The sequence below is a fragment of the Flavobacterium lacus genome (assembly GCF_003268815.1).
GTDB classification, from domain to species: Bacteria; Bacteroidota; Bacteroidia; order Flavobacteriales; family Flavobacteriaceae; genus Flavobacterium; species Flavobacterium lacus.
Genome location: NZ_QLSV01000003.1, coordinates 217,178 through 237,637, shown reverse-complemented (window position 1 = coordinate 237,637; position 20,460 = coordinate 217,178). Strand labels below are relative to the sequence as shown.

Below are 20,460 nucleotides of genomic sequence, written 5' to 3'. Positions count from 1 at the left end.
TTTATTTTTTGGTATGAAAAAAATTCTCCTCTTAGTCACATTATCATTTACACTATTTTCACAAGGTCAAGAAAAAGGAACCGTTGTGGGTCATGTTTTATCTGAAGGTCAAGCGGTTCCGTTTGCAAGCATTCTATTAAAGAATGCAACAACAGGAACTTCCTCTGATGAAAACGGAAATTATTCGATTGAAGTTCCGTCCGGAAAGCAGACCATCATTGTGCAAGCGATTGGTTTTAAGAACCAGGAAAAAAATATTAATGTTACATCCGGTGGAAAAATTCATTTGGATTTTAATTTAGAAGAAAGTGTTTTCGGACTGAATCAGGTGGTTGTCTCAGCCACTCGCGGATTGCAGAAAAGAACGGAAGCTCCGGTGATTGTAACCGTTACCAATTCGGAGGTTTTACAAAAAGCCCAAGCCATTAGCTTATCCGAAGGTTTGAGCTTTCAACCCGGATTGCGAATGGAAACCAATTGCCAGAATTGTGGATTTACACAAGTTCGAATGAACGGTTTAGATGGAGCCTATTCTCAAATTTTAATGGATAGTCGACCCATTTTTTCTGCTTTAAATGGTGTGTATGGATTGGATCAAATTCCGACTAATATGATCGAACGTATTGAAGTGGTTCGTGGTGGCGGTTCATCGTTATATGGATCAAACGCGATTGCAGGTACCATCAATATCATTACCAAAGATCCTATTGAAGATTCTTTTGAGATTAATTCGCATTTGGGTTTGATTGACGGAAAAGTACCGGATAAAGCGTTGACTTTAAACGGAACAGTCTTGTCAGATGATTTAAACCATGGTATTCAACTTTTTGCGATGCTTCGTGACCGTGGTGCTTTTGATGCAAATGATGATAATTTTACAGAAATCACCACGATGCAAAACCAAACATTCGGATTCAAATCGTTTTACCGTCCGTTTGAAAGAAGTAAAATTACTGCCGATTTTCATACGATAAACGAATTCAGACGTGGTGGCGAAAATAATTTTGATTTGCAACCCTTTGAAGCTCTTACCACAGAACAAATTACATCCAAAATGGTGGGTGGCGGACTCACATTCGAGAATTATTCTGAAAATGAAAAGAATAAATATGCTGTTTACATCAACACCCAACAATCTAAAAACGACAATTTTTATGGCGGTCGAGCCGATGATGAATTTGGCAATATCGATTATGAAGAAAGTATTCGCGGTTATGGAAATACAGAAGTAATTACATTTATTGGTGGTGCTCAATACAATCGAAAACAAGAATCTTTTTTTGGCGGATCGGCCACGTTGACAGCAGGAACAGAATATAAAAAAGAAAAAATGGTGGATGAAAAACCGGGTTATAATGCGTTTGTAAATCAGACCTTGGATATTTTAGGGATTTATGCTCAGCAAGAGTGGAAAGTCAATGAAAAACTGAAAGTTTTAGGCGGATTGCGTGCCGATTTTCACAATGCTGCCGATGAAGCCGTGATTTTTAATCCAAGACTGAACATTCTCTATAATTTTAAAGAAAATTTGCAATGGCGAAACAGTTATGCCAAAGGTTTTAGAGCTCCACAAGTTTTCTCGGAAGATATTCATGCCCGAATTGCCGCCGGAGAAGTCGCTTTAGTTGAATTAGCGGACGGATTAGAATCGGAAACATCCCATTCTTTTTTAACTTCGTTAGATTGGAGTAAAATCTCACCCAATTCAGAAGCCGGATTAACCTTTGAAGCATTTTACACGCGATTAAACGACCCGTTTGTATTAGAACAACTATCAGAAACGATCTGGGAAAAACGCAATGGAAAAGGGGCTGATGTTTACGGAATTAATTTAGAAGCAAAATATGCTCCGGGACAAAAATGGCAGTTTCAAGCCGGAGCAACGATTCAAAAAGCGTTGTATGACGAACCGGTTCAATGGAGTGAAAATTTGACGAATACGAATCGAAATTTCTTTCGTTCACCAAATGTGTATGGCAATATGATGGCAACTTTTTCACCTAAAAAAGCATTTCAAAACAATATTTCTGTGGTTTACACCGGAAAAATGTATGCTCAACATTATGCCGGATTTATCGCCGACGATCGTTTGGAAACCACCGGAGATTTTTATGAAGTCAATTTAAAATCATCGTATACATTTGTGGTAAAAGAAAAAATGCACCTTCAATTGAGTGGTGGAATTCAGAATATTTTTAATCAATATCAAAATGATTTTGACCAGGGTGTGAATAGAGATGCGAGTTATATTTACGGCCCATCTCGACCAAGAACGATATTTATTGGTTTAAAAATAGGAACTGATTTGTTATAAAACATAACTTTTAAGGATTTGAATCCAAAAAAAACATAACTTTTGAGGATTTGAATCCAAAAAAAACATAACTTTTGAGTGTTTTAATACAAATTTAGTACATTTGTTTTCAAAAAAGAAGTCATGAGTATTGAAAGAGAGCTTTTTGAAACAGTGCAAAAAAGTTTGCTTAAACACAAAGTAATTCTGTTGTTTGGTGCTAGACAAACCGGAAAAACAACCTTATTAAAAAAACTAATAGGACCTGAAGAAAGCGTACTTTGGCTAAATGGAGATGAAAGTGATGTGCGGATGATGCTTCAAAACCAATCTTCCATCAGTTTAAAAGCATTAATTGGAAACCACAAAACGGTGATAATTGACGAAGCTCAACGTATAGATGATATTGGACTAACCATCAAATTAGTGCATGATAATTATCCTGAAATCAAAATAATTGCCACAGGATCTTCCGCTTTTGAATTAAGAAACAAAACCAACGAACCTTTAACAGGGAGAAAACTGGAATATAAGTTATTCCCATTTTCCACTAAAGAGCTCATAAATCAATATGGTGTTTTAAATGAAAACAGACTACTTCAACATCGATTAATTTACGGCTATTATCCGGATGTTGTAAACAACCAAGGAGACGAAATAGATTTGTTGAAAAACTTAGCTGACAGTTATCTTTTTAAGGATATTTTGATGTTAGACGGAATTAAAAAACCAGAAAAATTAGTAAAATTACTTCAAGCATTAGCTTTGCAAGTAGGTTCTCAAGTATCGTATAATGAAATTGCAGGTTTAGTAGGTTTAGATAGCAAAACAGTTGAACGCTATATAGATTTGTTAGAACAATCTTTCGTTATTTTTAAATTAAACAGTTTTAGTAGAAATTTGCGAAATGAATTGAAATTTTCCAGGAAAATTTATTTTTACGACAACGGAATCAGGAATGCAATGATTAATAATTTTTCGTCAATTGCAATAAGACAAGATGTTGGAGCTTTGTGGGAAAATTATTTAATTGCGGAACGAATGAAAAGAAACGTGTATAATAAAAATTACTGTAACACCTATTTTTGGCGAACGAAAGCACAACAGGAAATAGATTATTTGGAAGAAAAAAACGGTAATCTTTTTGCCTACGAGTTCAAATGGAACAGCAAAAAGAATCACAAAACAACAAAAACATTTACATCCAACTATCCTGAGGCGGAAATAAATATTATTACACCAGAAAATTATCTTGATTTTGTAACCTAATTGCTTATCAAACCATAACAAATCTTTATGATTCAAATCATCCAATCAAAATGATTTCTTACTAACTTTGCATGCTGAGAAACCGAGAATACAAAAATCTAAAAATCTAATAATCAAAAATAATATGTATCCAGAAGAAATGGTAAAACCAATGAGAGCCGAATTATCGGAAGTAGGTTTTCAAGAATTACATAGTGCAGAAGCGGTGGAAAATGCAATTTCACAAAAAGGAACAACCTTGGTAGTTGTGAATTCGGTTTGCGGATGCGCTGCCAGAAATGCAAGACCGGGAGCAAAAATGAGTTTAGACGGTGCTAAAAAACCGGATCAATTAGTGACTGTTTTTGCAGGTGTTGATAAAGATGCTGTTGATGCCGCGAGACAACACATGTTTCCTTTTCCTCCATCGTCGCCAAGCATGGCTTTGTTTAAAGATGGTGAATTGGTTCACATGTTGGAACGCCACCATATTGAAGGTCGCCCTGCAGAAATGATTGCAGAGAATTTAAAAGATGCTTATAACGAGTTTTGTTAAACTCTATTTTATAAAAATTAAATCCTTTCAGATGTAAATTTGAAAGGATTTTTTATTTCAACTAAAAACGCAACCTTTGAAAAAATATTTCATCCTACATATGTTAACCAATAAAAAAAGCTATGAAATTTATTTTAAAATTATTTGTATTGGCCTTGTTGCTTCAAAGTTTTCAGTGTGATGACAATAATTCTGATCCTATTACATCAGAACAACTAAGTTTCAAAAAACAAGAAATTATTGATTACATCGCTAGTTTTGAATGTTACAACTCCGAAAACTGCAACACAATTACATTTGGCGTAAAACCTTGTGGTGGCCCTGTTGAGTATTTAACTTTCCCTTCCTCCATAAACTTAAACGAATTAGAGGTAATGGTTGAAAGTTATAATCAATTAAACTTGGAATACAATATTCAAACGAATGCAGTTTCGGACTGTGCGGTTGTTCAACCTCCCCAAACGGTGGAATGTGCTAATGGCGGTTGTGTGATAGTTGTCAATTAGTAAAAAATTGATCACCCATGAAAAGAGAGTTGTTTTTACAAGAGAATAACTCTCTTTTCATGGGTTAAATTATTTAAATTCAGGAATGCAAAAAAGCACCTTTTGTTCAATAAAAACGTGAATAAGCGATTCTTCTTCTTCTGAATAATTCTCTTTAAAATTTCCTTTTAAAATTTCTTCGACGGAATTTTTCATTGATAAGTCGCGGTATTCAATCAATAATTCATTTTGATTGATTTTAAGTAAACAATCTTTTTCAGAAAAATCAACTTCTAAAAGCGGATTCACCTTTAAATCGAAAGCAATTTCTTCGTAAGCTTTCTGCAAAAGTGAATACAAGGCATTTAAAACACGTGGAACCGTTGTGGAAGACAAACAAACCCGATCCGGACAATTGATAATAACATCATAGTTGCAACGCAACTCGCAATTGCCTTTTTTTCCCCAGATAATTTCATTAAACTTGGCAAAACTGCCCCAAGAACCAGGTCCGGTTGGGCCGTAAATTCCAACGGTCGGAACGTTAAATGCTCCGGCTACGTGCGTGATTCCGGCATCGTTTCCAATATGGAAAAATGCGGATTCCATGGCTTTTCCAATATCATCTAAACCTCCGGTAACATACTCGATATGAGGCATTTCTTTCGTGAAAAAATCAGCAGGATTTGGATCTTCTTTCCCCAAAATAATTTTACATTTTAGTTTTGGAAATAGATGATGTAACTCCTCAATTAATTTAGCATAACTTTCCGTTGGCCATATTTTTAATAAAAAACCGGCACCGGGATGAACGGTGTAATACGGATTTTCATAATCGGTATCTCTTTCAAAATAGGGATAACCTTTGTTTTCGTTAGAATAATTTTTATGAAACTTTGCTAATCCGTCAATGTGATGCTGAATGGAATGTTGTTTTACTTTTTTATGTGTTGAATATTTGACCGCATTTGGCCAATCATAACCACGGAAAGCAGGATAATTTCCTAATTCAATAATTTTATCAAAATCGAATTCTTTTTCTTTGATTTTTTCTTCATCAACAATCGCAATCTCTTTAAAATACCTCGTAAAGAAAGAAACTAATCTAGGATGAACCGCAAAACTCACCGATTTAGAAACTTCTTTTAAATTGATTAAACTGGGCAAACAAAAGAAAATATCGCCCAAACCGCCATAACTTTTATAAACCAAAACATGACCTAAATCGGAAACATTTTCGCTTTCATTTTGGTTTAAAATTCGAATTACATTGTCCCAAAATAGTTGTGGCGTTTCTTTCATTTCCTGTTTGGCTCTTTCCTTATCGTTGGGATAAAAATCGAAAGACCATGTTCCTACTCTGTCGTTCGTAATCATTTGGCAACCCGACAAAAAAGCTTCGGCTGCCAATCTTCCGGATGGTTCCGGCCAAACCGGTTTGCAGAAAAAGTACTTTGATTGACCAAGAATTTGTAGAACTTCTTCATTTGGAATATAATCATTCAAAATAACATTAGAAGGCAATTCTCTTCTCAACTCATTTTTCCCATACACTTGAAAAGTAAATTGTGGATTTTCAATGGCATAATCCAACAAAGCTTCTCCACCTTTCAAATAACTTAAATCACCAAAAAAAGGTATAACTGTTTCGTTTTTACGATCCGAAATATGCAAATTATCAACCTCAACCGTGGGTGGCATGACAATTTTATTGGCAACAGATTCTCCATAAAAAGCAAAATGATCTTCAAAATGTTTGGGAGATTGAAATGCATTCAACTTTGCATTGCCAAAAACTTGATGGTACAAATGGTATTTTTCGTTGTCGCAACAATTTCTGATTCCTCTGTCAACAGTGCATAAAATATTTCTTCGGATGCAAAAATTATAATCAAATTCAATTTTGATGTAATTTACTTTTTTATCAACTAAATAATGAAGTAATTTTTTTTCAAACCGGCATCGTGATGTATTATTTAAAACAATTAAGTCTGACTGCTGAATTCTACTTTTTGTTACTTCAAAATCAGTCAACAAATCCACTTCAACAAAGTAACCCAATTGATTGCCAAGAGCCACCAGTTGGGTTATAGTTAACTCGGCACCACGTTTTAATGAGGTGTCGGTATCATGTAAAAAAAGTATTTTCTTCAATGAATAGTTATAGAAGATTAATCATCATAATAGCCATCATCGTAGTAACCATCATCATAATAGCCATCGTCGTAATAGCCATCGTCGTAATAGCCATCGTCGTAGTAGCCGTCATCGTAGTATCCATCGTCATAATAACCGTCATCATAAGAATCATCACTGTCTGACGAACATGAAGCAACTAAACTTCCCGTGATTACTAAAGCGGAACTTACTAGTATAACCTTCCCGGAATTCTTTAAAAAATTACGTCTGTTCATAAAATCAATTAATTAGGTTAAACAAATATATATAGTTTTTATTTTAGAAAACAAATGATTAAATAAAAACCCTACTATTTATATTTAATCTAAAATGTTTATTTTTGCATCGAATTCTTCCATTTAGAATTCATCTTATTGTATTAACCCAAAAACGTTTATAGCATGCAACTGTATAACACGATGAGGGCAGAAGAACGAGCCGAGCTTATTGATCAAGCCGGCAAACAACGACTTACGTTGTCTTTTTATGCCTACGCCAAAATTGAAGACCCTAAAAAATTTAGAGATGATTTGTTCTTAGCCTGGAATCCGTTGGATGTCTTGGGGAGAATTTATGTGGCTCACGAAGGAATTAATGCCCAACTTTCGTTGCCGGCAGATTATTTTTATGAATTTAAAGATACGATTGAACAATATGATTTTATGAAAGGAATTAGGCTTAATGTTGCTCGTGAACAAGACGATCATTCCTTTTTGAAATTAACGATAAAAGTGAGACATAAAATTGTGGCAGACGGACTCGACGATGCTTCTTTTGATGCAACCAACAAAGGAATTCACTTAAAAGCAAAAGAGTTCAATCAATTATTAGAAGAGCCAAACACCATTGTTGTTGATTTTAGAAATCATTACGAAAGTGAAATTGGTCATTTTAAAGGAGCCATTACGCCGGATGTGGATACATTTAGAGAATCGCTTCCCATCATTGAAGAGCAGTTAAAAGATTTCAAAGAAGATAAAAATCTGTTGATGTATTGCACGGGAGGAATTCGATGCGAAAAAGCGAGTGCTTTTTTTAAACACAAAGGTTTTAAAAATGTTTATCAGTTAGAAGGCGGAATTATTGAATATGCTCGTCAAATTGAGCAAGAAGGTTTACAAAGTAAATTCATTGGAAAGAACTTTGTATTCGATCATCGTTTAGGTGAACGAATCACGAATGATATTGTTTCGCAATGCCATCAATGCGGAGAACCGTGCGATAATCATACCAATTGTGTAAATGATGGGTGCCATTTATTGTTTATTCAATGTGATGAATGCCAAGAAAAAATGGAGAATTGTTGTTCCGTTGAATGTCAGGAAGTCATTCATTTACCATTAGCGGAACAAGTAAAATTACGTCGCGGTATTCAAAAAGGAAATATGATTTTCAAAAAAGGAAAATCGGACGCTTTGAAATTCAAACATTCGGGTGAATTAAGCGATGTTTCATTGGCTACAGTTGAAAAACCAAAACCCATTCGCGAACGCATCAAACAGAAAAAAGTATTGGTGGGGAAAGCTGAACATTACTACACCAAAGCACAAGTTGGCTTATTTTTAGTTGAAAACCAAGAATTAAAAACAGGAGACAAAATTTTGATTTCAGGTCCAACCACAGGAAATCAGGAATTGGTATTGGAAACGATGTTTATCAATGGAAAAGAAAACACAACGGCAAAACCGGGAGATAAGTTAACTTTTGCAGTTCCGTTTAGAATACGATTATCGGATAAATTGTTTAAGATAATGAGCTACTAATCTTTTAATTTTAAAACTTTCAAAGCCTGTTTTATTCTATTAAAACGGGCTTTATGCTTAATGCTATTTCTACTAAATCCACTTTCTAGTTCTATCAAAAAAATACTATCTTTACAAACTTAACGTTTAATGTCAGTAGTCCCGATTAAAAGTCGTGACCAAATATATATAAATTATGGCTTGTACAAACTGTTCTACAGGGAGCAAAACCGGTGGTGCTCCCCAAGGATGTCAAAATAAAGGGACTTGCGGCACCGATAGCTGCAACAAATTAACGGTTTTTGATTGGTTAGCCAACATGAGTTTGCCAAGTGGTCAAGAAGTGTTTGATTGTGTTGAAATACGTTTTAAAAATGGACGAAAAGAATTCTATCGCAACACCGAAAAACTATCATTGCTTATTGGTGATATCGTTGCTACGGAAGCTTCGCCAGGTCATGATATTGGAATTGTGACCCTCGTTGGAGAACTCGTTAAAGTTCAAATGAAGAAAAAAGGGGTAAATCACACTAGTGCCGAAATTACAAAAGTATACCGAAAAGCTTCTCAAAGAGATATTGATATTTGGGCTGATGTTCAGTTAAAAGAAGAGCCGATGAAGGTGAGAGCCAGAGAAATCGCTATTCAACTTCAATTACAAATGAAAATTTCTGACATTGAATTTCAAGGTGATGGTTCTAAAGCTACTTTTTATTATACAGCCGAAGATCGAGTGGATTTTCGTCAATTAATTAAAGAATATGCTCAGACTTTCAAGACCAGAATAGAAATGAAACAAGTTGGTTTTCGTCAAGAGGCAGCTCGTTTAGGCGGAATTGGTTCGTGCGGAAGGGAATTGTGTTGTTCTACTTGGTTGACCGATTTTAGAAGCGTAAATACCTCAGCAGCTCGTTACCAACAACTTTCTTTAAACCCTCAAAAATTAGCGGGACAATGTGGGAAGCTCAAATGCTGCTTAAACTATGAGCTGGATACCTACATGGATGCATTAAAAGATTTTCCGGATTTTGACACTAAAATTGAAACTGAAAGAGGTGTTGCCTACTGTCAAAAACAAGACATTTTTAAAGGACTAATGTGGTTTGCTTATGCGGATAATATTGCCAATTGGCATGTCATTCACATTGATCAAGTGAAAGAAATTATAGCAGAAAATAAACAGCGTAAAAGAATTTCTTCTTTGGAGGATTTTGCCTTAGAAATTGTTGCAGAACCAAAACAAGATTTCAACAACGCCATGGGCCAAGAGAGTTTAACCCGATTCGATCAACCCAAAAGAAAGAACAACAACAATAATAACAAAAAAAGAAGACCAAATAAAATTGTTAAAAATGACCCTAAGAAATAGTCTGTTTTTAGTTTTTTTATTGATTATTGTGACTTCATGTGACAAAAAAAGACTTTTTGACGACTATAAAAAAGTTGGAAAAGTATGGCACAAAGACAGTATTGTAACTTTTTTGGTAGAACAAAAAGATACCGTTGCAAAACATAATGTTTACATCAATATACGGAACAACAAAAATTACCCGTTTAATAATTTGTTTTTAATTGTGGAAATGGAACAGCCCAACAGCAAAACGATGGTAGACACGTTGGAATATAAAATGGCTGAACCGGACGGGTCTTTAATGGGAAAAGGTTTGACCGATACAAAAGATAATAAATTGTTTTATAAAGAAAATTTTGTGTTTCCCAAAGCAGGTAGTTACAAAATTTATATTCAACAAGCGGTGAGAAAATCAGGAAAAATTGAAGGCATCGAAGTACTCGAAGGTGTTACTGATGTTGGATTACGAATAGAAAAAGCAGAATAATATGGCTAAGAAAAATAATTCGTCCGTGAAAGATATCGCTTACTATCAAAAAAAATTCTGGAAAGTATTTTTTATAGGACTAGCTGGTATATTTTTATTTTTTGTTTTTGCCAACTTCGGATTATTTGGCTCCATGCCAAGTTTTGACGAATTGGAGAATCCTGACTCAAATTTGGCTACCGAAATCATTTCTTCAGATGGTGTAGTTTTGGGTAAATTTTACCGTGAAAACCGTTCTCCAGTAACATTTGATGAATTGCCAAAACACCTTGTTGATGCTTTAATTGCCACCGAAGACGAACGTTTTTATGAGCATTCGGGCATAGATGGTAGAAGATTATTTGGTGCAGCTGTAAAACTAGGTGCAGATGGAGGTGCAAGTACTATTTCACAACAACTAGCAAAACTTTTATTTCATGGTGAAGGCTCTAAGTTTATCCTTTTCAGGTTAGTTCAAAAGGTGAAAGAATGGATTATTGCCACCAAACTAGAACGTCAATATACAAAAAACGAAATTATCGCTTTGTATTTAAACAGAGCCGACTTTGTAAATACCGCTGTGGGAATAAAATCGGCGGCTAAAGTTTATTTTGGGAGAGAACCAAAGGACTTGTCTATCGAAGAAAGTGCTTTATTAGTAGGAATGCTAAAAAACCCCTCTCTTTATAATCCAACTAGAGAAAAAAGAAAAGAACTGGTTTTCAATAGAAGAAACACTGTTTTAGCTCAAATGGTTAGAAACAACTTTTTAGAACCGGAAGCAAAAGCACAATTAGAAAAAAAGCCTATCGTTTTAGATTTTAGTCCAGAGGGTCATCTAGAAGGAATTGCTACTTACTTTAGAGAATACCTTCGCGATTACATGAAAAAATGGGTCAAAGAAAACAAAAAGCCTGATGGTTCAGAATATAATATTTATAACGACGGATTAAAAATTTACACCACAATTGATTCGCGTATGCAAAAACATGCCGAAGATGCTGTGCATGAGCACTTAAAAAATCTTCAAGTTGAATTTTTTAAAGCCCAAAAGAAAAATAAAAATGCTCCTTTTTATAAAATTAATGACGACGAAACAGAAAAGTTGTTGAAAAGAGCCATGAAAACTTCTGAACGTTGGCGATTGATGAAAGCTCAAGATAAAAGCGAAGAAGATATCATCAAATCGTTTGACATCAAGACAGACATGAGGGTTTTTACTTGGAAAGGCGAACGCGATACCATTATGACACCAATGGACTCTATCCGCTATTATAAGCATTTCCTTCGAAGCGGAATGATATCGATGGAACCTCAAACCGGACATGTTAAAGCTTGGGTGGGCGGAATCAACTATAAACATTTTCAATATGACCATGCCGGACAAGGTGCCAGACAAGTAGGGTCTACTTTTAAACCGTTTGTTTATGCCACAGCAATTGAACAATTAAATATGTCGCCTTGCGATTCAATTATCGATTCACCTTTCACTATCCCAAGAGGAAGACATAATGTTAGTGCCGACTGGACTCCAAGAAATTCCGATGGGAAATACCGTGGAATGATTAATTTAAAGAAAGCATTAGCAAATTCTATTAATACCATTTCTGCCAAATTAATTGACAGAACCGGACCAAAAGCGGTTATTGACTTAACACATAAACTAGGCGTTTCTGCAGAAATTCCGGAGCAAGTATCCATTTGTTTAGGTGCAGTAGAAATTACCGTTCAGGATATGGTAGCGGCATTTAGTACGTTTGCTAACAAAGGAATTTACATTAAACCGCAGATGATTACCCGTATTGAAGATAAAAACGGAAACATTATTTATGAAAATATTCCTGAAAGTCACGACGTACTTAGTCAAGATATTGCTTATGCGGTTGTGAAGTTAATGGAAGGTGTTACCGAAGACGGAACCGGAACTAGACTTCGAGCAGGAAGAGCCGGATTTAGAACCTATGATTATAAATTAGACAATCCAATCGCCGGAAAAACCGGAACCACACAAAATAATTCCGATGGTTGGTTCATGGGATTTGTACCCAATTTATGCACCGGTGTTTGGGTAGGATGTGAAGACCGTTCCGCACGATTCAACACTACTGCCATGGGACAAGGAGCCACAATGGCTTTGCCTATTTGGGGAATTTATATGGATAAATGTTATAAAGACAAAAAATTAAACGTTTCCAAAGATCCATTTGAAAGACCGGAAAATATTACCGTAAAAGTAGATTGTTGGAAAACAGTAAAAGACACATTAGACTTTGATCAGGATTTGGACGAGTTTAATTTTTAGAAAATTCACATAAAAACAATTATAAAAAAATGGACTTTGCCAAAAGCCCATTTTTTTATACCTTTAAAATTCGAAAACAAACAAACGATATGATTACACGAAAAGTAAATTCTGTTCAAGAAGCTCTTGATGGAATCACTGATAATATGACCATTATGCTCGGAGGTTTTGGTCTTTGTGGCATTCCGGAAAACAGCATTGCCGAATTAGTAAAAATGGGCGTTTCTAATCTTACTTGCATTTCCAACAATGCCGGAGTAGATGATTTTGGATTAGGATTACTGCTTCAAAAAAAGCAAATCAAAAAAATGATTTCGTCTTATGTTGGTGAAAATGCAGAATTCGAACGCCAAATGCTTTCAGGAGAATTAGATGTAGAACTCACTCCACAAGGAACATTAGCCGAAAAATGCCGAGCTGCTCAACACGGAATTCCGGCCTTTTTCACACCAGCAGGATATGGAACCGAAGTCGCCGAAGGGAAAGAAACTCGCGAATTCAATGGAAAAATGTACATCATGGAAGAAGCATACAAAGCCGATTTCGCCATCGTAAAAGCTTGGAAAGGAGACGAAGCCGGAAACCTTATTTTTAAAGGAACTGCCAGAAATTTCAATGCATGCATGGCCGGAGCAGCAAAAATTACCATTGCCGAAGTGGAAGAATTAGTCCCCGCCGGAACATTGGACCCTAATCAAATTCACATTCCGGGAATTATGGTGAACCGAATTTTTCAAGGTGAAAAGTTTGAAAAAAGAATTGAACAAAGAACAGTTAGAAAGAAGTAAACAGTGGTCAGATTTTAGTGTTCAGTTAAAAAAACTGCATAAACCAATAAAAGTATGTTAACAAAAGAAGATATAGCAAAACGAATTGCAAAAGAAGTAAAAGATGGTTACTACGTAAATTTAGGAATCGGCATTCCGACGTTGGTGGCCAATTTTGTTCGCAATGATATTTCCGTTGAATTTCAAAGTGAAAACGGTGTGTTGGGTATGGGACCATTTCCATTTGAAGGCGAAGAAGATGCCGATATCATCAATGCAGGAAAACAAACCATTACCACGTTGCCCGGAGCTTCCTTTTTTGATTCGGCTTTTAGTTTTGGAATGATACGAAGTAAAAAAGTAGATTTAACCATTTTAGGAGCTATGGAAGTTTCTGAAAACGGTGATATTGCCAACTGGAAAATCCCCGGCAAAATGGTCAAAGGAATGGGCGGAGCAATGGATTTAGTTGCTTCCGCAGAAAATATCATTGTTGCGATGATGCACGTGAACAAAGCAGGTGAATCAAAAGTTTTAAAAAATTGTACACTCCCACTCACGGGTGTGGGCTGCGTTAAAAAAATTGTCACCGAATTGGCCGTGATGGATGTTACCCCAAATGGATTCAAACTTCTTGAACGAGCTCCCGGTGTTTCTGTTGAAGAAATTATCAAAGCTACAGAAGGAACGTTGATTGTGGAAGGAGAAATTCCGGAGATGGTTTTGGATTAACTATTCAATAACAATAAAACGACTGATTCATTACTTAATCAGTCGTTTTATTCTTTAATTTTCCTTCACCAATGTATAATCACCATACGGAATCGTAAAACCTGTAGTAGTAGATGGCGTTTCAAAATCAAACTGAAGACCAGACGGACTTTCGGTAAAAACATATTGTACTTTAATTTTTTGCACTCCGTTTTCATCCGCTCTACGCATAACAAATTCAGCTCCTAAACTAACATCATCATTGGATGGTTCATTATATTTCATATCCATTCGTTCCGTGTTTTCCGGACATTCTAAACATCTTGGAAACAAATAATTATATATTTTTCCAAAACTGTATAAACTATAATCAGAAATACTCGAATGATTATATAATACATTTTCCAAGGAATTAATTTTTACAACACCATTTTCAATGTATTGCATTTCACCGACTAAATAATCTTTATAATAATTTCTAACTGATTGATTATAAAACATTTCTTTTTTAACGAATCTAAACCGTATTGTTTTAGTTGCATCCGCATAAACCCAAGTACCTACAAATTGATTATAAAAACTATCAATGTCTTTATAATATGCATTTTCTGTTTTTGGATAATCATCTGTGTTAATATCTAAAATTGGAGTTTGTGCCATGATAATTCCACTTAGTATAACTAGTAGTGCTGATAGTATTGATTTCATAATTTATATTTTTAATTACAAGGTGTTTTTAGTGGATCATTATCTGAATTAACTGGATCTAAATTAATTTCCCTATAAGTTTAAATTATTGAAGTTTTATTTCTTCAAAAACCCCAACAAAACCTCATTCGCATTACCAAAAGTTGGTGCTTGATCGGTTACACTCACCACTCTTTTTTTGTTTAATTTATATGTCAGATCAAATTCTGTCGTAAACAAAATAACCGATAAAAATGGATTATTGATGAAGGGAAGCAAGCGATCAAAAGCACTATCAATAGTATGAATTTCAAACAATTCTTCTTGTTGAAAGCGGAATTTTAATTCTAATTTTAATTCATTTTCTTCTAAAAAGGGACGAATAAAAATGTTTTTTAATTCTGTTTTCCCAATGGTTTTGGCAAAAGTAAGTTTGGCAAAAGTACCGTCTGAAAGACTAGTTTTGAATTGTTCATAAAACTCAGAAAACGTTGCAGTAAATAACATAAGTTTTTATTTTTTATCCTTTGGGAATCGCTTCAATTAATTTTTTGGTGTACTCACTTTTCGGATGAGCATACAATTCATCGGCATCAGCCATTTCTTCGATTTTTCCTTTATTCATGACCAAAACTTGGTCGCTCATGTATTTTACGACTGCCAAATCATGGGAAATAAAGATATAGGTAAACCAGAAATTTTCTTTTAATTCATTCAATAAATTCAAAACCTGAGCTTGAACTGAAATATCCAACGCCGAAACCGATTCGTCACACACAATCAATTTCGGTTGCAAAGCAATGGTTCTCGCAATTCCGATTCGTTGTCTTTGACCACCGGAAAATTCGTGTGGATAACGGTTAAAAAAAGCCTCGCCCAATCCAACACGCTCCAAAATTTCAATTGCTTTTGCTTTTCGTTCGGCATCATTTTTATACAAACCGTGCACTTTCATCGGTTCCATAATCGCTTTTCCAATCGGAATTCTTGGATTCAAAGAAGAATACGGATCTTGAAAAATAAGTTGAATTTCTTTTCTCAGTTTTCTGATATCCTCTTTATTCAACTTTGTGATATCGATTCCTTTATAGAAAATTTGTCCGGCAGTAGCTTTGTCTAATTGCAAAATAGCATTGCCTAAAGTTGATTTTCCACATCCGGATTCGCCAACCAAACCTACCGTTTCACCTTCGTAAATTTTAAAACTAACATTGTCAACTGCTTTAAATACTTGCTTTTTTCCAAATAAACCAACCGTTGACAAATATTCTTTTTCTACATTTTTTACTTCCAAAAGAGGAGCTTTGGCGTATAGTTTTTCTTGATTTTCTTTTCGTTCTTCGGCAGAAACAATTTCACTTTTTATCGCCTCATTTAAAAAATCCTGAATTGTTGGAAGCCTTTTTAACCGAAATTCCAACGAGGGTCGGGAAGCAATTAATGCTTTGGTGTAATTGTGTTGCGGATTTTCAAAAATAGCTTTAGCATTCCCTTGTTCCACAATTTCACCTTTATACATTACCAAAACCCGATTGGCAATTTCGGAAACCAACGATAAATCATGCGAAATAAACAAAATACTCATCTTGGTTTCTTGTTGCAATTCTTTTAACAATTGAATAATTTCCTTTTGAACCGTAACATCTAATGCAGTTGTTGGTTCGTCTGCAATTAGAATTTTTGGTTTGCAAGCAATCGCCATGGCAATCATCACCCGCTGCTTTTGTCCGCCCGAAATTTGATGCGGATATTTGTTAAAAAGTTCCTCAGAATTGGGTAATTTCACTTTCTCAAATAATGAAATTACTTCCGTTTTAATTTCTTTTTGGGATAAGGTTGTATGCCTTTCTAAAATTTCGGCGACTTGAAAACCACATTTTAACGACGGATTCAATGAACTCATCGGTTCCTGAAAAATCATAGCAATATCGTTTCCTCTTATTTTTTGAAATGCTTTATCCGTTAAATTAGTAATGTCTTTTCCTTTGAAAACAATCAATCCCTCGGATATTTTTGAAATTTTTGGAGGAAGTAATCCCATCACTGCCAGAGATGAAACCGACTTACCGGAACCTGATTCTCCTACTATTCCAACAATTTCATTTTCATATAAATCATAATTTAAACCGTGAACAACCGGCACAAATTCATTCTCTTTTTTAAAAGAAATGGTTAGTTTTTTCACCGATAAAAGAATGTTGTATTCCATCGCTTAAAATTAATCGATTTTTTTTATTTACATCTGAAAATTACTTTTTTTCGTAATTTAAAAAGAGATTATTGATTTAAGGAGGAAATCTTCCCCTTAAACCAATGTTAAATAATGTATATTTTTTTAAGCAAATCAATAGAAAAAATTAAATTTATATCTTTGAATCATTAAAATTCCAAATCAACTGATGAAAAATAGTTACTTTTCAATATTTAACAACTGTATCTTTTTATTATTTACATTCTTGTCGCTGTCAGCATTTTGCCAGACACCGGAACAAAGAAAAGACTTGTTAGAGCAATATAATTTAACTGAAATTAAAAAATTACAGTTAGAATTTTCTGAAAAATCAAGAGTAGAAAAAGAAAAAGCGCTGCGTGCTGCCAAATCCAATCAATGGGAAATTTTTAAAAAAAACTCTGACGGAAGTGTAGACGAATTAATGGGCTTATTTCCAGATGGAAGTCCAAAATATTTTTCGATAAATAATGTTAATGCGGCTATTTCAACCCGAGCAAATCAGTTGCATTCCGGTGGTGGATTAGGTTTAAACCTAAACGGACAAGGAATGGTTGGAGGTGTTTGGGATGGCGGTGCAACAAGAACCACACATTTAGAGTTTGGTGGAAGAGCAATTGTTGGGGATGGAGTAACCGAATTAAACGGCAATAGTTTTCATGCTACTCACGTATCGGGAACTGTAGCGGCGGCAGGTATAGATTTTGAAGCAAAAGGAATGGCGTTTCAAGCAACCGTTAAAACCTTTGATTGGACACAAGATGAATCGGAAGTCTTAGGGGAAATTCAAAACGGGTTACTACTATCCAATCACTCGTATGGTGTTCGCTTGCTTAATGTTCCAAGTTGGTATGCGGGTGCTTACTCACAAGATGCTCGTCAATGGGACATCATACATTATATTTCTCCCTACTATTTAATGGTAGTAGCCGCTGGTAACGATGGGAATAATGTTAATTCGAGTCCAACAACCCCTGATTTTGATAAACTCACCGGCAACAAAAATGGAAAAAATAACCTTGTAGTGGCCAATGGCAGGGATGCTGAAATTGACAATAACGGGCAATTAATCTCTGTAATTATTAATCAGGGAAGTAGTGAAGGTCCAACAGATGATTTACGCATCAAACCAGACATTACGGGCAATGGAACCAATCTTTATTCAACAAATAGTTCTGGTGATAACGATTATACTTCGCTCTCAGGAACCTCAATGGCAAGTCCAAATGTTATGGGAACGCTTTTATTACTTCAACAGCATTATAATAATTTGTACCAAAAATTCATGAAATCGGCTACGTTGAAAGGTTTGGCTTGTCATTCGGCTGATGATGTGGGAAATATAGGTCCGGATGCTGTTTTTGGATGGGGATTACTAAATGCGAAAAAAGCAGCTAATGCCATCACAACGAATGGCTTAAATACATGGATTTCAGAAGAAAGTCTTAACCAAAGCCAAGTTTTTACCAAAACCGTTAAATCAATTGCTGGACAACCTTTGGTGGCTACAATTTGTTGGACAGATATACCTGGTATTGCAAACACGGGCACTTTGAACGATCCAACACCTGCTATTGTGCATGATTTAGATATTAGAATCACACAAGGCTCAGCTACTTTCTATCCTTGGCGATTACAAGCTAATGCTTCACTAGCTGCCCGAAGAAATGGTGACAACTTTGTAGATACTGTAGAAACAGTGGCCATTGATAATGCCAACGGTGGAGATTACACTATTACTATCACACATAAAGGAAATTTACAAACCAACAAACAAGATTATTCACTAATTATATCGGGTATTGACTCCGATTTTGGTTTTGTTCCACTGGGATATGATCAAATAGTTTGTGCTAATGAAAATGCCACTTTTTCATTTTCCTTGAATAACAACACGAATCAAAGTGTCACTTTTTCAACTACAAATATTCCGGAAGGAGCTGTTGCTACTTTTAGCCAAAACAGCATCAACAGCAGTGGAAATTTTAATTTGGTTTTAACCAATTTATCAATTGTTGCTCCGGGCGATTATACAATCGGAGTTGTGGCTAGTGGTACAACTGAAACAGAAACCCGGTACATCAATGTAAAGGTTTTAAGTGCAGAATTTGAAGTAATAGACACTATTTCACCTTCAAACGGACAAACGAATGTGGCTTCCGCTGTAACTTTAAGTTGGGAGGAGGATATTAATGCCGAAACCTATTTGGTTGAAATTGCAACTGATGTAACCTTTAATACTATAGTTCAGACGGAATCTACTGAAAACACCTCGATTAATATTGCGGATTTAAATAGTCAAACAGTATATTATTGGCGAGTAAAACCAAGTAATCGTTGTGGTAACGCTACCGTCTTTTCTGTTGCTAATTTTCAAACTGATATTTTTGATTGTGGCCTTGAATTTATAGCCACCGACTTTTCGGATAATATTATTGGAGATGTTGCCAATTCAGTTGCAACTATTCCAATTAGTGTAAGCGGTGGAATTACAATTGCCGATGTTAATATAAGTTTAGATATTTCACACACTTGGGTGCAGGATTTAACAATTTATTTAATTGGCCCACCCGAAATTGGAAGTCCCTCCATCACCTTGTTTGAAGAGCCTTGTGGCGGTCAAGATGATATTGTTGCTACTCTTGACGACTCTGGTTCGTTGCTAAGTTGTGGTTTTAATCCAGCTATTTCTGGTGTTATCAAACCAAATCAGCCCTTAAGCGAATTAAATGGTTTGCTCGCAGATGGGGAATGGACGTTGTATGTTATTGATAGATACAATACTGACGGCGGCACAATCAATGCGGTTAGTTTAAATTTTTGTAATTCAATTTCGATTGAAAACAACTTGAGTTTTACCAATAATGGTATTATTACAGAAATAAACAGCACAAAAACAATTGTAGCGGAAGAAATAAATGCTTTTACAACATTGCAAACTCCTTCAAATCAAGAATACACATTAATTGAATTGCCTTCACTCGGTGTTTTGAAAAAAGAAAATCTGGATATTATCATTGGAGAGGTCTTTACACAAGAAGATGTGAATTTGAATAAAATCACTTATACAAATTCACTTTCTAGTCCTGCATCGGATAGCTTTAAGGTAAATATTCTAAATGCATCTGATGGTTGGCTACCCAATGTTATTGTTCCTATTACAATTCAAAACACCCTTAATTTGATTGAAAATAATACAATTCAAGCAGTCATTTATCCAAATCCTTCCAATGGAAAAGTCAACGTTTCATGGTCTGATAATTTAGAAACAACCATTGAATTATTTGATTTGCAAGGAAGAAATATTCTATATAAACAAATTAACGCCTCAATGATAGAATTGGATATTGAAAAGTTTTCAGACGGAGTTTACCTCTTGTCTGTTCAGAATGAAAAAATAAAAACGACAAAGAAAATTATATTGAAGAAATAAAATAGGGCTCC

General features: G+C 35.1%; 16 protein-coding genes. 11 read left to right on the top strand and 5 right to left on the bottom strand.

The window, feature by feature from the left end:
- The first annotated feature begins 13 nt into the window (after positions 1 to 13).
- The 4 genes from B0I10_RS04160 to B0I10_RS04145 all read left to right on the top strand — a co-directional run bounded on the left by B0I10_RS04160 (position 14) and on the right by B0I10_RS04145 (position 4,603).
- Entirely contained in the window at positions 14 to 2,314 is a 2,301-nt protein-coding gene (locus B0I10_RS04160) for a TonB-dependent receptor (RefSeq protein ID WP_112085235.1), read from the top strand.
- A 123-nt stretch (positions 2,315 to 2,437) separates the two neighbouring features.
- Entirely contained in the window at positions 2,438 to 3,562 is a 1,125-nt protein-coding gene (locus B0I10_RS04155) for an ATP-binding protein (protein WP_112085234.1), read from the top strand.
- Positions 3,563 to 3,686: 124 nt separating this feature from the next.
- A complete protein-coding gene (locus B0I10_RS04150; protein ID WP_112085233.1) occupies positions 3,687 to 4,097 on the top strand; it encodes a BrxA/BrxB family bacilliredoxin in 411 nt (136 codons plus the stop codon).
- A 122-nt stretch (positions 4,098 to 4,219) separates the two neighbouring features.
- On the top strand, positions 4,220 to 4,603 hold the full coding sequence (locus tag B0I10_RS04145; protein ID WP_112085232.1) for a hypothetical protein: 384 nt from the start codon (positions 4,220 to 4,222) through the stop codon (positions 4,601 to 4,603).
- A gap of 69 nt (positions 4,604 to 4,672) precedes the next feature.
- On the opposite strand, the gene B0I10_RS04140 is transcribed toward B0I10_RS04145, so the two are convergent.
- Both B0I10_RS04140 and B0I10_RS15605 read right to left on the bottom strand, forming a co-directional pair.
- A complete protein-coding gene (locus B0I10_RS04140; RefSeq protein ID WP_112085231.1) occupies positions 4,673 to 6,736 on the bottom strand; it encodes a glycosyltransferase family 9 protein in 2,064 nt (687 codons plus the stop codon).
- A 17-nt stretch (positions 6,737 to 6,753) separates the two neighbouring features.
- Complete coding sequence (locus B0I10_RS15605) at positions 6,754 to 6,996, bottom strand: hypothetical protein (protein WP_181456885.1); 243 nt, start codon at positions 6,994 to 6,996, stop codon at positions 6,754 to 6,756.
- A 165-nt stretch (positions 6,997 to 7,161) separates the two neighbouring features.
- Here B0I10_RS15605 and trhO point away from each other — a divergent pair, with 165 nt between their 5' ends.
- The 6 genes from trhO to B0I10_RS04105 all read left to right on the top strand — a co-directional run bounded on the left by trhO (position 7,162) and on the right by B0I10_RS04105 (position 14,120).
- A complete protein-coding gene (gene trhO / locus B0I10_RS04130; RefSeq protein WP_112085230.1) occupies positions 7,162 to 8,523 on the top strand; it encodes an oxygen-dependent tRNA uridine(34) hydroxylase TrhO in 1,362 nt (453 codons plus the stop codon).
- 175 nt (positions 8,524 to 8,698) lie between these two features.
- Positions 8,699 to 9,871 carry a PSP1 domain-containing protein gene (locus tag B0I10_RS04125; protein WP_112085229.1) on the top strand — a complete coding sequence of 391 codons (1,173 nt, stop codon included), beginning with the start codon at positions 8,699 to 8,701 and terminating at the stop codon, positions 9,869 to 9,871.
- Positions 9,855 to 10,340: a gliding motility lipoprotein GldH gene (locus B0I10_RS04120; protein ID WP_112085228.1), complete on the top strand. Its 486-nt coding sequence runs from the start codon at positions 9,855 to 9,857 to the stop codon at positions 10,338 to 10,340. Before B0I10_RS04125 ends, B0I10_RS04120 begins: the two co-directional genes overlap by 17 nt.
- 1 nt (position 10,341) lies before the next feature.
- Positions 10,342 to 12,621, top strand: coding sequence for a penicillin-binding protein 1A (locus B0I10_RS04115; RefSeq protein ID WP_112085227.1), 2,280 nt, complete (start codon positions 10,342 to 10,344; stop codon positions 12,619 to 12,621).
- Positions 12,622 to 12,710: 89 nt separating this feature from the next.
- Positions 12,711 to 13,409 carry a CoA transferase subunit A gene (locus B0I10_RS04110; RefSeq protein ID WP_112085327.1) on the top strand — a complete coding sequence of 233 codons (699 nt, stop codon included), beginning with the start codon at positions 12,711 to 12,713 and terminating at the stop codon, positions 13,407 to 13,409.
- Between the two features lie 54 nt (positions 13,410 to 13,463).
- Complete coding sequence (locus B0I10_RS04105; RefSeq protein ID WP_112085226.1) at positions 13,464 to 14,120, top strand: 3-oxoacid CoA-transferase subunit B; 657 nt, start codon at positions 13,464 to 13,466, stop codon at positions 14,118 to 14,120.
- A 54-nt stretch (positions 14,121 to 14,174) separates the two neighbouring features.
- Here B0I10_RS04105 and B0I10_RS04100 read toward each other — a convergent pair whose 3' ends face one another.
- The 3 genes from B0I10_RS04100 to B0I10_RS04090 all read right to left on the bottom strand — a co-directional run bounded on the left by B0I10_RS04100 (position 14,175) and on the right by B0I10_RS04090 (position 16,995).
- Positions 14,175 to 14,807 (bottom strand): DUF6705 family protein, encoded by a 633-nt coding sequence (locus B0I10_RS04100; protein ID WP_146740307.1) that lies wholly within the window; start codon positions 14,805 to 14,807, stop codon positions 14,175 to 14,177.
- Positions 14,808 to 14,903: 96 nt separating this feature from the next.
- Entirely contained in the window at positions 14,904 to 15,293 is a 390-nt protein-coding gene (locus tag B0I10_RS04095; protein ID WP_112085224.1) for a hypothetical protein, read from the bottom strand.
- A 13-nt stretch (positions 15,294 to 15,306) separates the two neighbouring features.
- Complete coding sequence (locus tag B0I10_RS04090; RefSeq protein WP_112085223.1) at positions 15,307 to 16,995, bottom strand: ABC transporter ATP-binding protein; 1,689 nt, start codon at positions 16,993 to 16,995, stop codon at positions 15,307 to 15,309.
- Positions 16,996 to 17,185: 190 nt separating this feature from the next.
- Here B0I10_RS04090 and B0I10_RS04085 point away from each other — a divergent pair, with 190 nt between their 5' ends.
- Complete coding sequence (locus B0I10_RS04085) at positions 17,186 to 20,449, top strand: S8 family serine peptidase (RefSeq protein WP_112085222.1); 3,264 nt, start codon at positions 17,186 to 17,188, stop codon at positions 20,447 to 20,449.
- The last annotated feature ends 11 nt before the right edge of the window (positions 20,450 to 20,460 follow it).

Excerpts from the sequence above, each read along its gene's own strand:
- B0I10_RS04160 (WP_112085235.1), top strand. The coding sequence starts at position 14 with ATGAAAAAAATTCTCCTCTTAGTCACATTATCATTTACACTATTTTCA.
- B0I10_RS04155 (WP_112085234.1), top strand. The coding sequence starts at position 2,438 with ATGAGTATTGAAAGAGAGCTTTTTGAAACAGTGCAAAAAAGTTTGCTT.
- B0I10_RS04150 (WP_112085233.1), top strand. The coding sequence starts at position 3,687 with ATGTATCCAGAAGAAATGGTAAAACCAATGAGAGCCGAATTATCGGAA.
- B0I10_RS04145 (WP_112085232.1), top strand. The coding sequence starts at position 4,220 with ATGAAATTTATTTTAAAATTATTTGTATTGGCCTTGTTGCTTCAAAGT.
- B0I10_RS15605 (WP_181456885.1), bottom strand. The coding sequence starts at position 6,996 with ATGAACAGACGTAATTTTTTAAAGAATTCCGGGAAGGTTATACTAGTA.
- trhO (WP_112085230.1), top strand. The coding sequence starts at position 7,162 with ATGCAACTGTATAACACGATGAGGGCAGAAGAACGAGCCGAGCTTATT.
- B0I10_RS04125 (WP_112085229.1), top strand. The coding sequence starts at position 8,699 with ATGGCTTGTACAAACTGTTCTACAGGGAGCAAAACCGGTGGTGCTCCC.
- B0I10_RS04120 (WP_112085228.1), top strand. The coding sequence starts at position 9,855 with ATGACCCTAAGAAATAGTCTGTTTTTAGTTTTTTTATTGATTATTGTG.
- B0I10_RS04115 (WP_112085227.1), top strand. The coding sequence starts at position 10,342 with ATGGCTAAGAAAAATAATTCGTCCGTGAAAGATATCGCTTACTATCAA.
- B0I10_RS04110 (WP_112085327.1), top strand. The coding sequence starts at position 12,711 with ATGATTACACGAAAAGTAAATTCTGTTCAAGAAGCTCTTGATGGAATC.
- B0I10_RS04105 (WP_112085226.1), top strand. The coding sequence starts at position 13,464 with ATGTTAACAAAAGAAGATATAGCAAAACGAATTGCAAAAGAAGTAAAA.
- B0I10_RS04100 (WP_146740307.1), bottom strand. The coding sequence starts at position 14,807 with ATGAAATCAATACTATCAGCACTACTAGTTATACTAAGTGGAATTATC.
- B0I10_RS04095 (WP_112085224.1), bottom strand. The coding sequence starts at position 15,293 with ATGTTATTTACTGCAACGTTTTCTGAGTTTTATGAACAATTCAAAACT.
- B0I10_RS04090 (WP_112085223.1), bottom strand. The coding sequence starts at position 16,995 with ATGGAATACAACATTCTTTTATCGGTGAAAAAACTAACCATTTCTTTT.
- B0I10_RS04085 (WP_112085222.1), top strand. The coding sequence starts at position 17,186 with ATGAAAAATAGTTACTTTTCAATATTTAACAACTGTATCTTTTTATTA.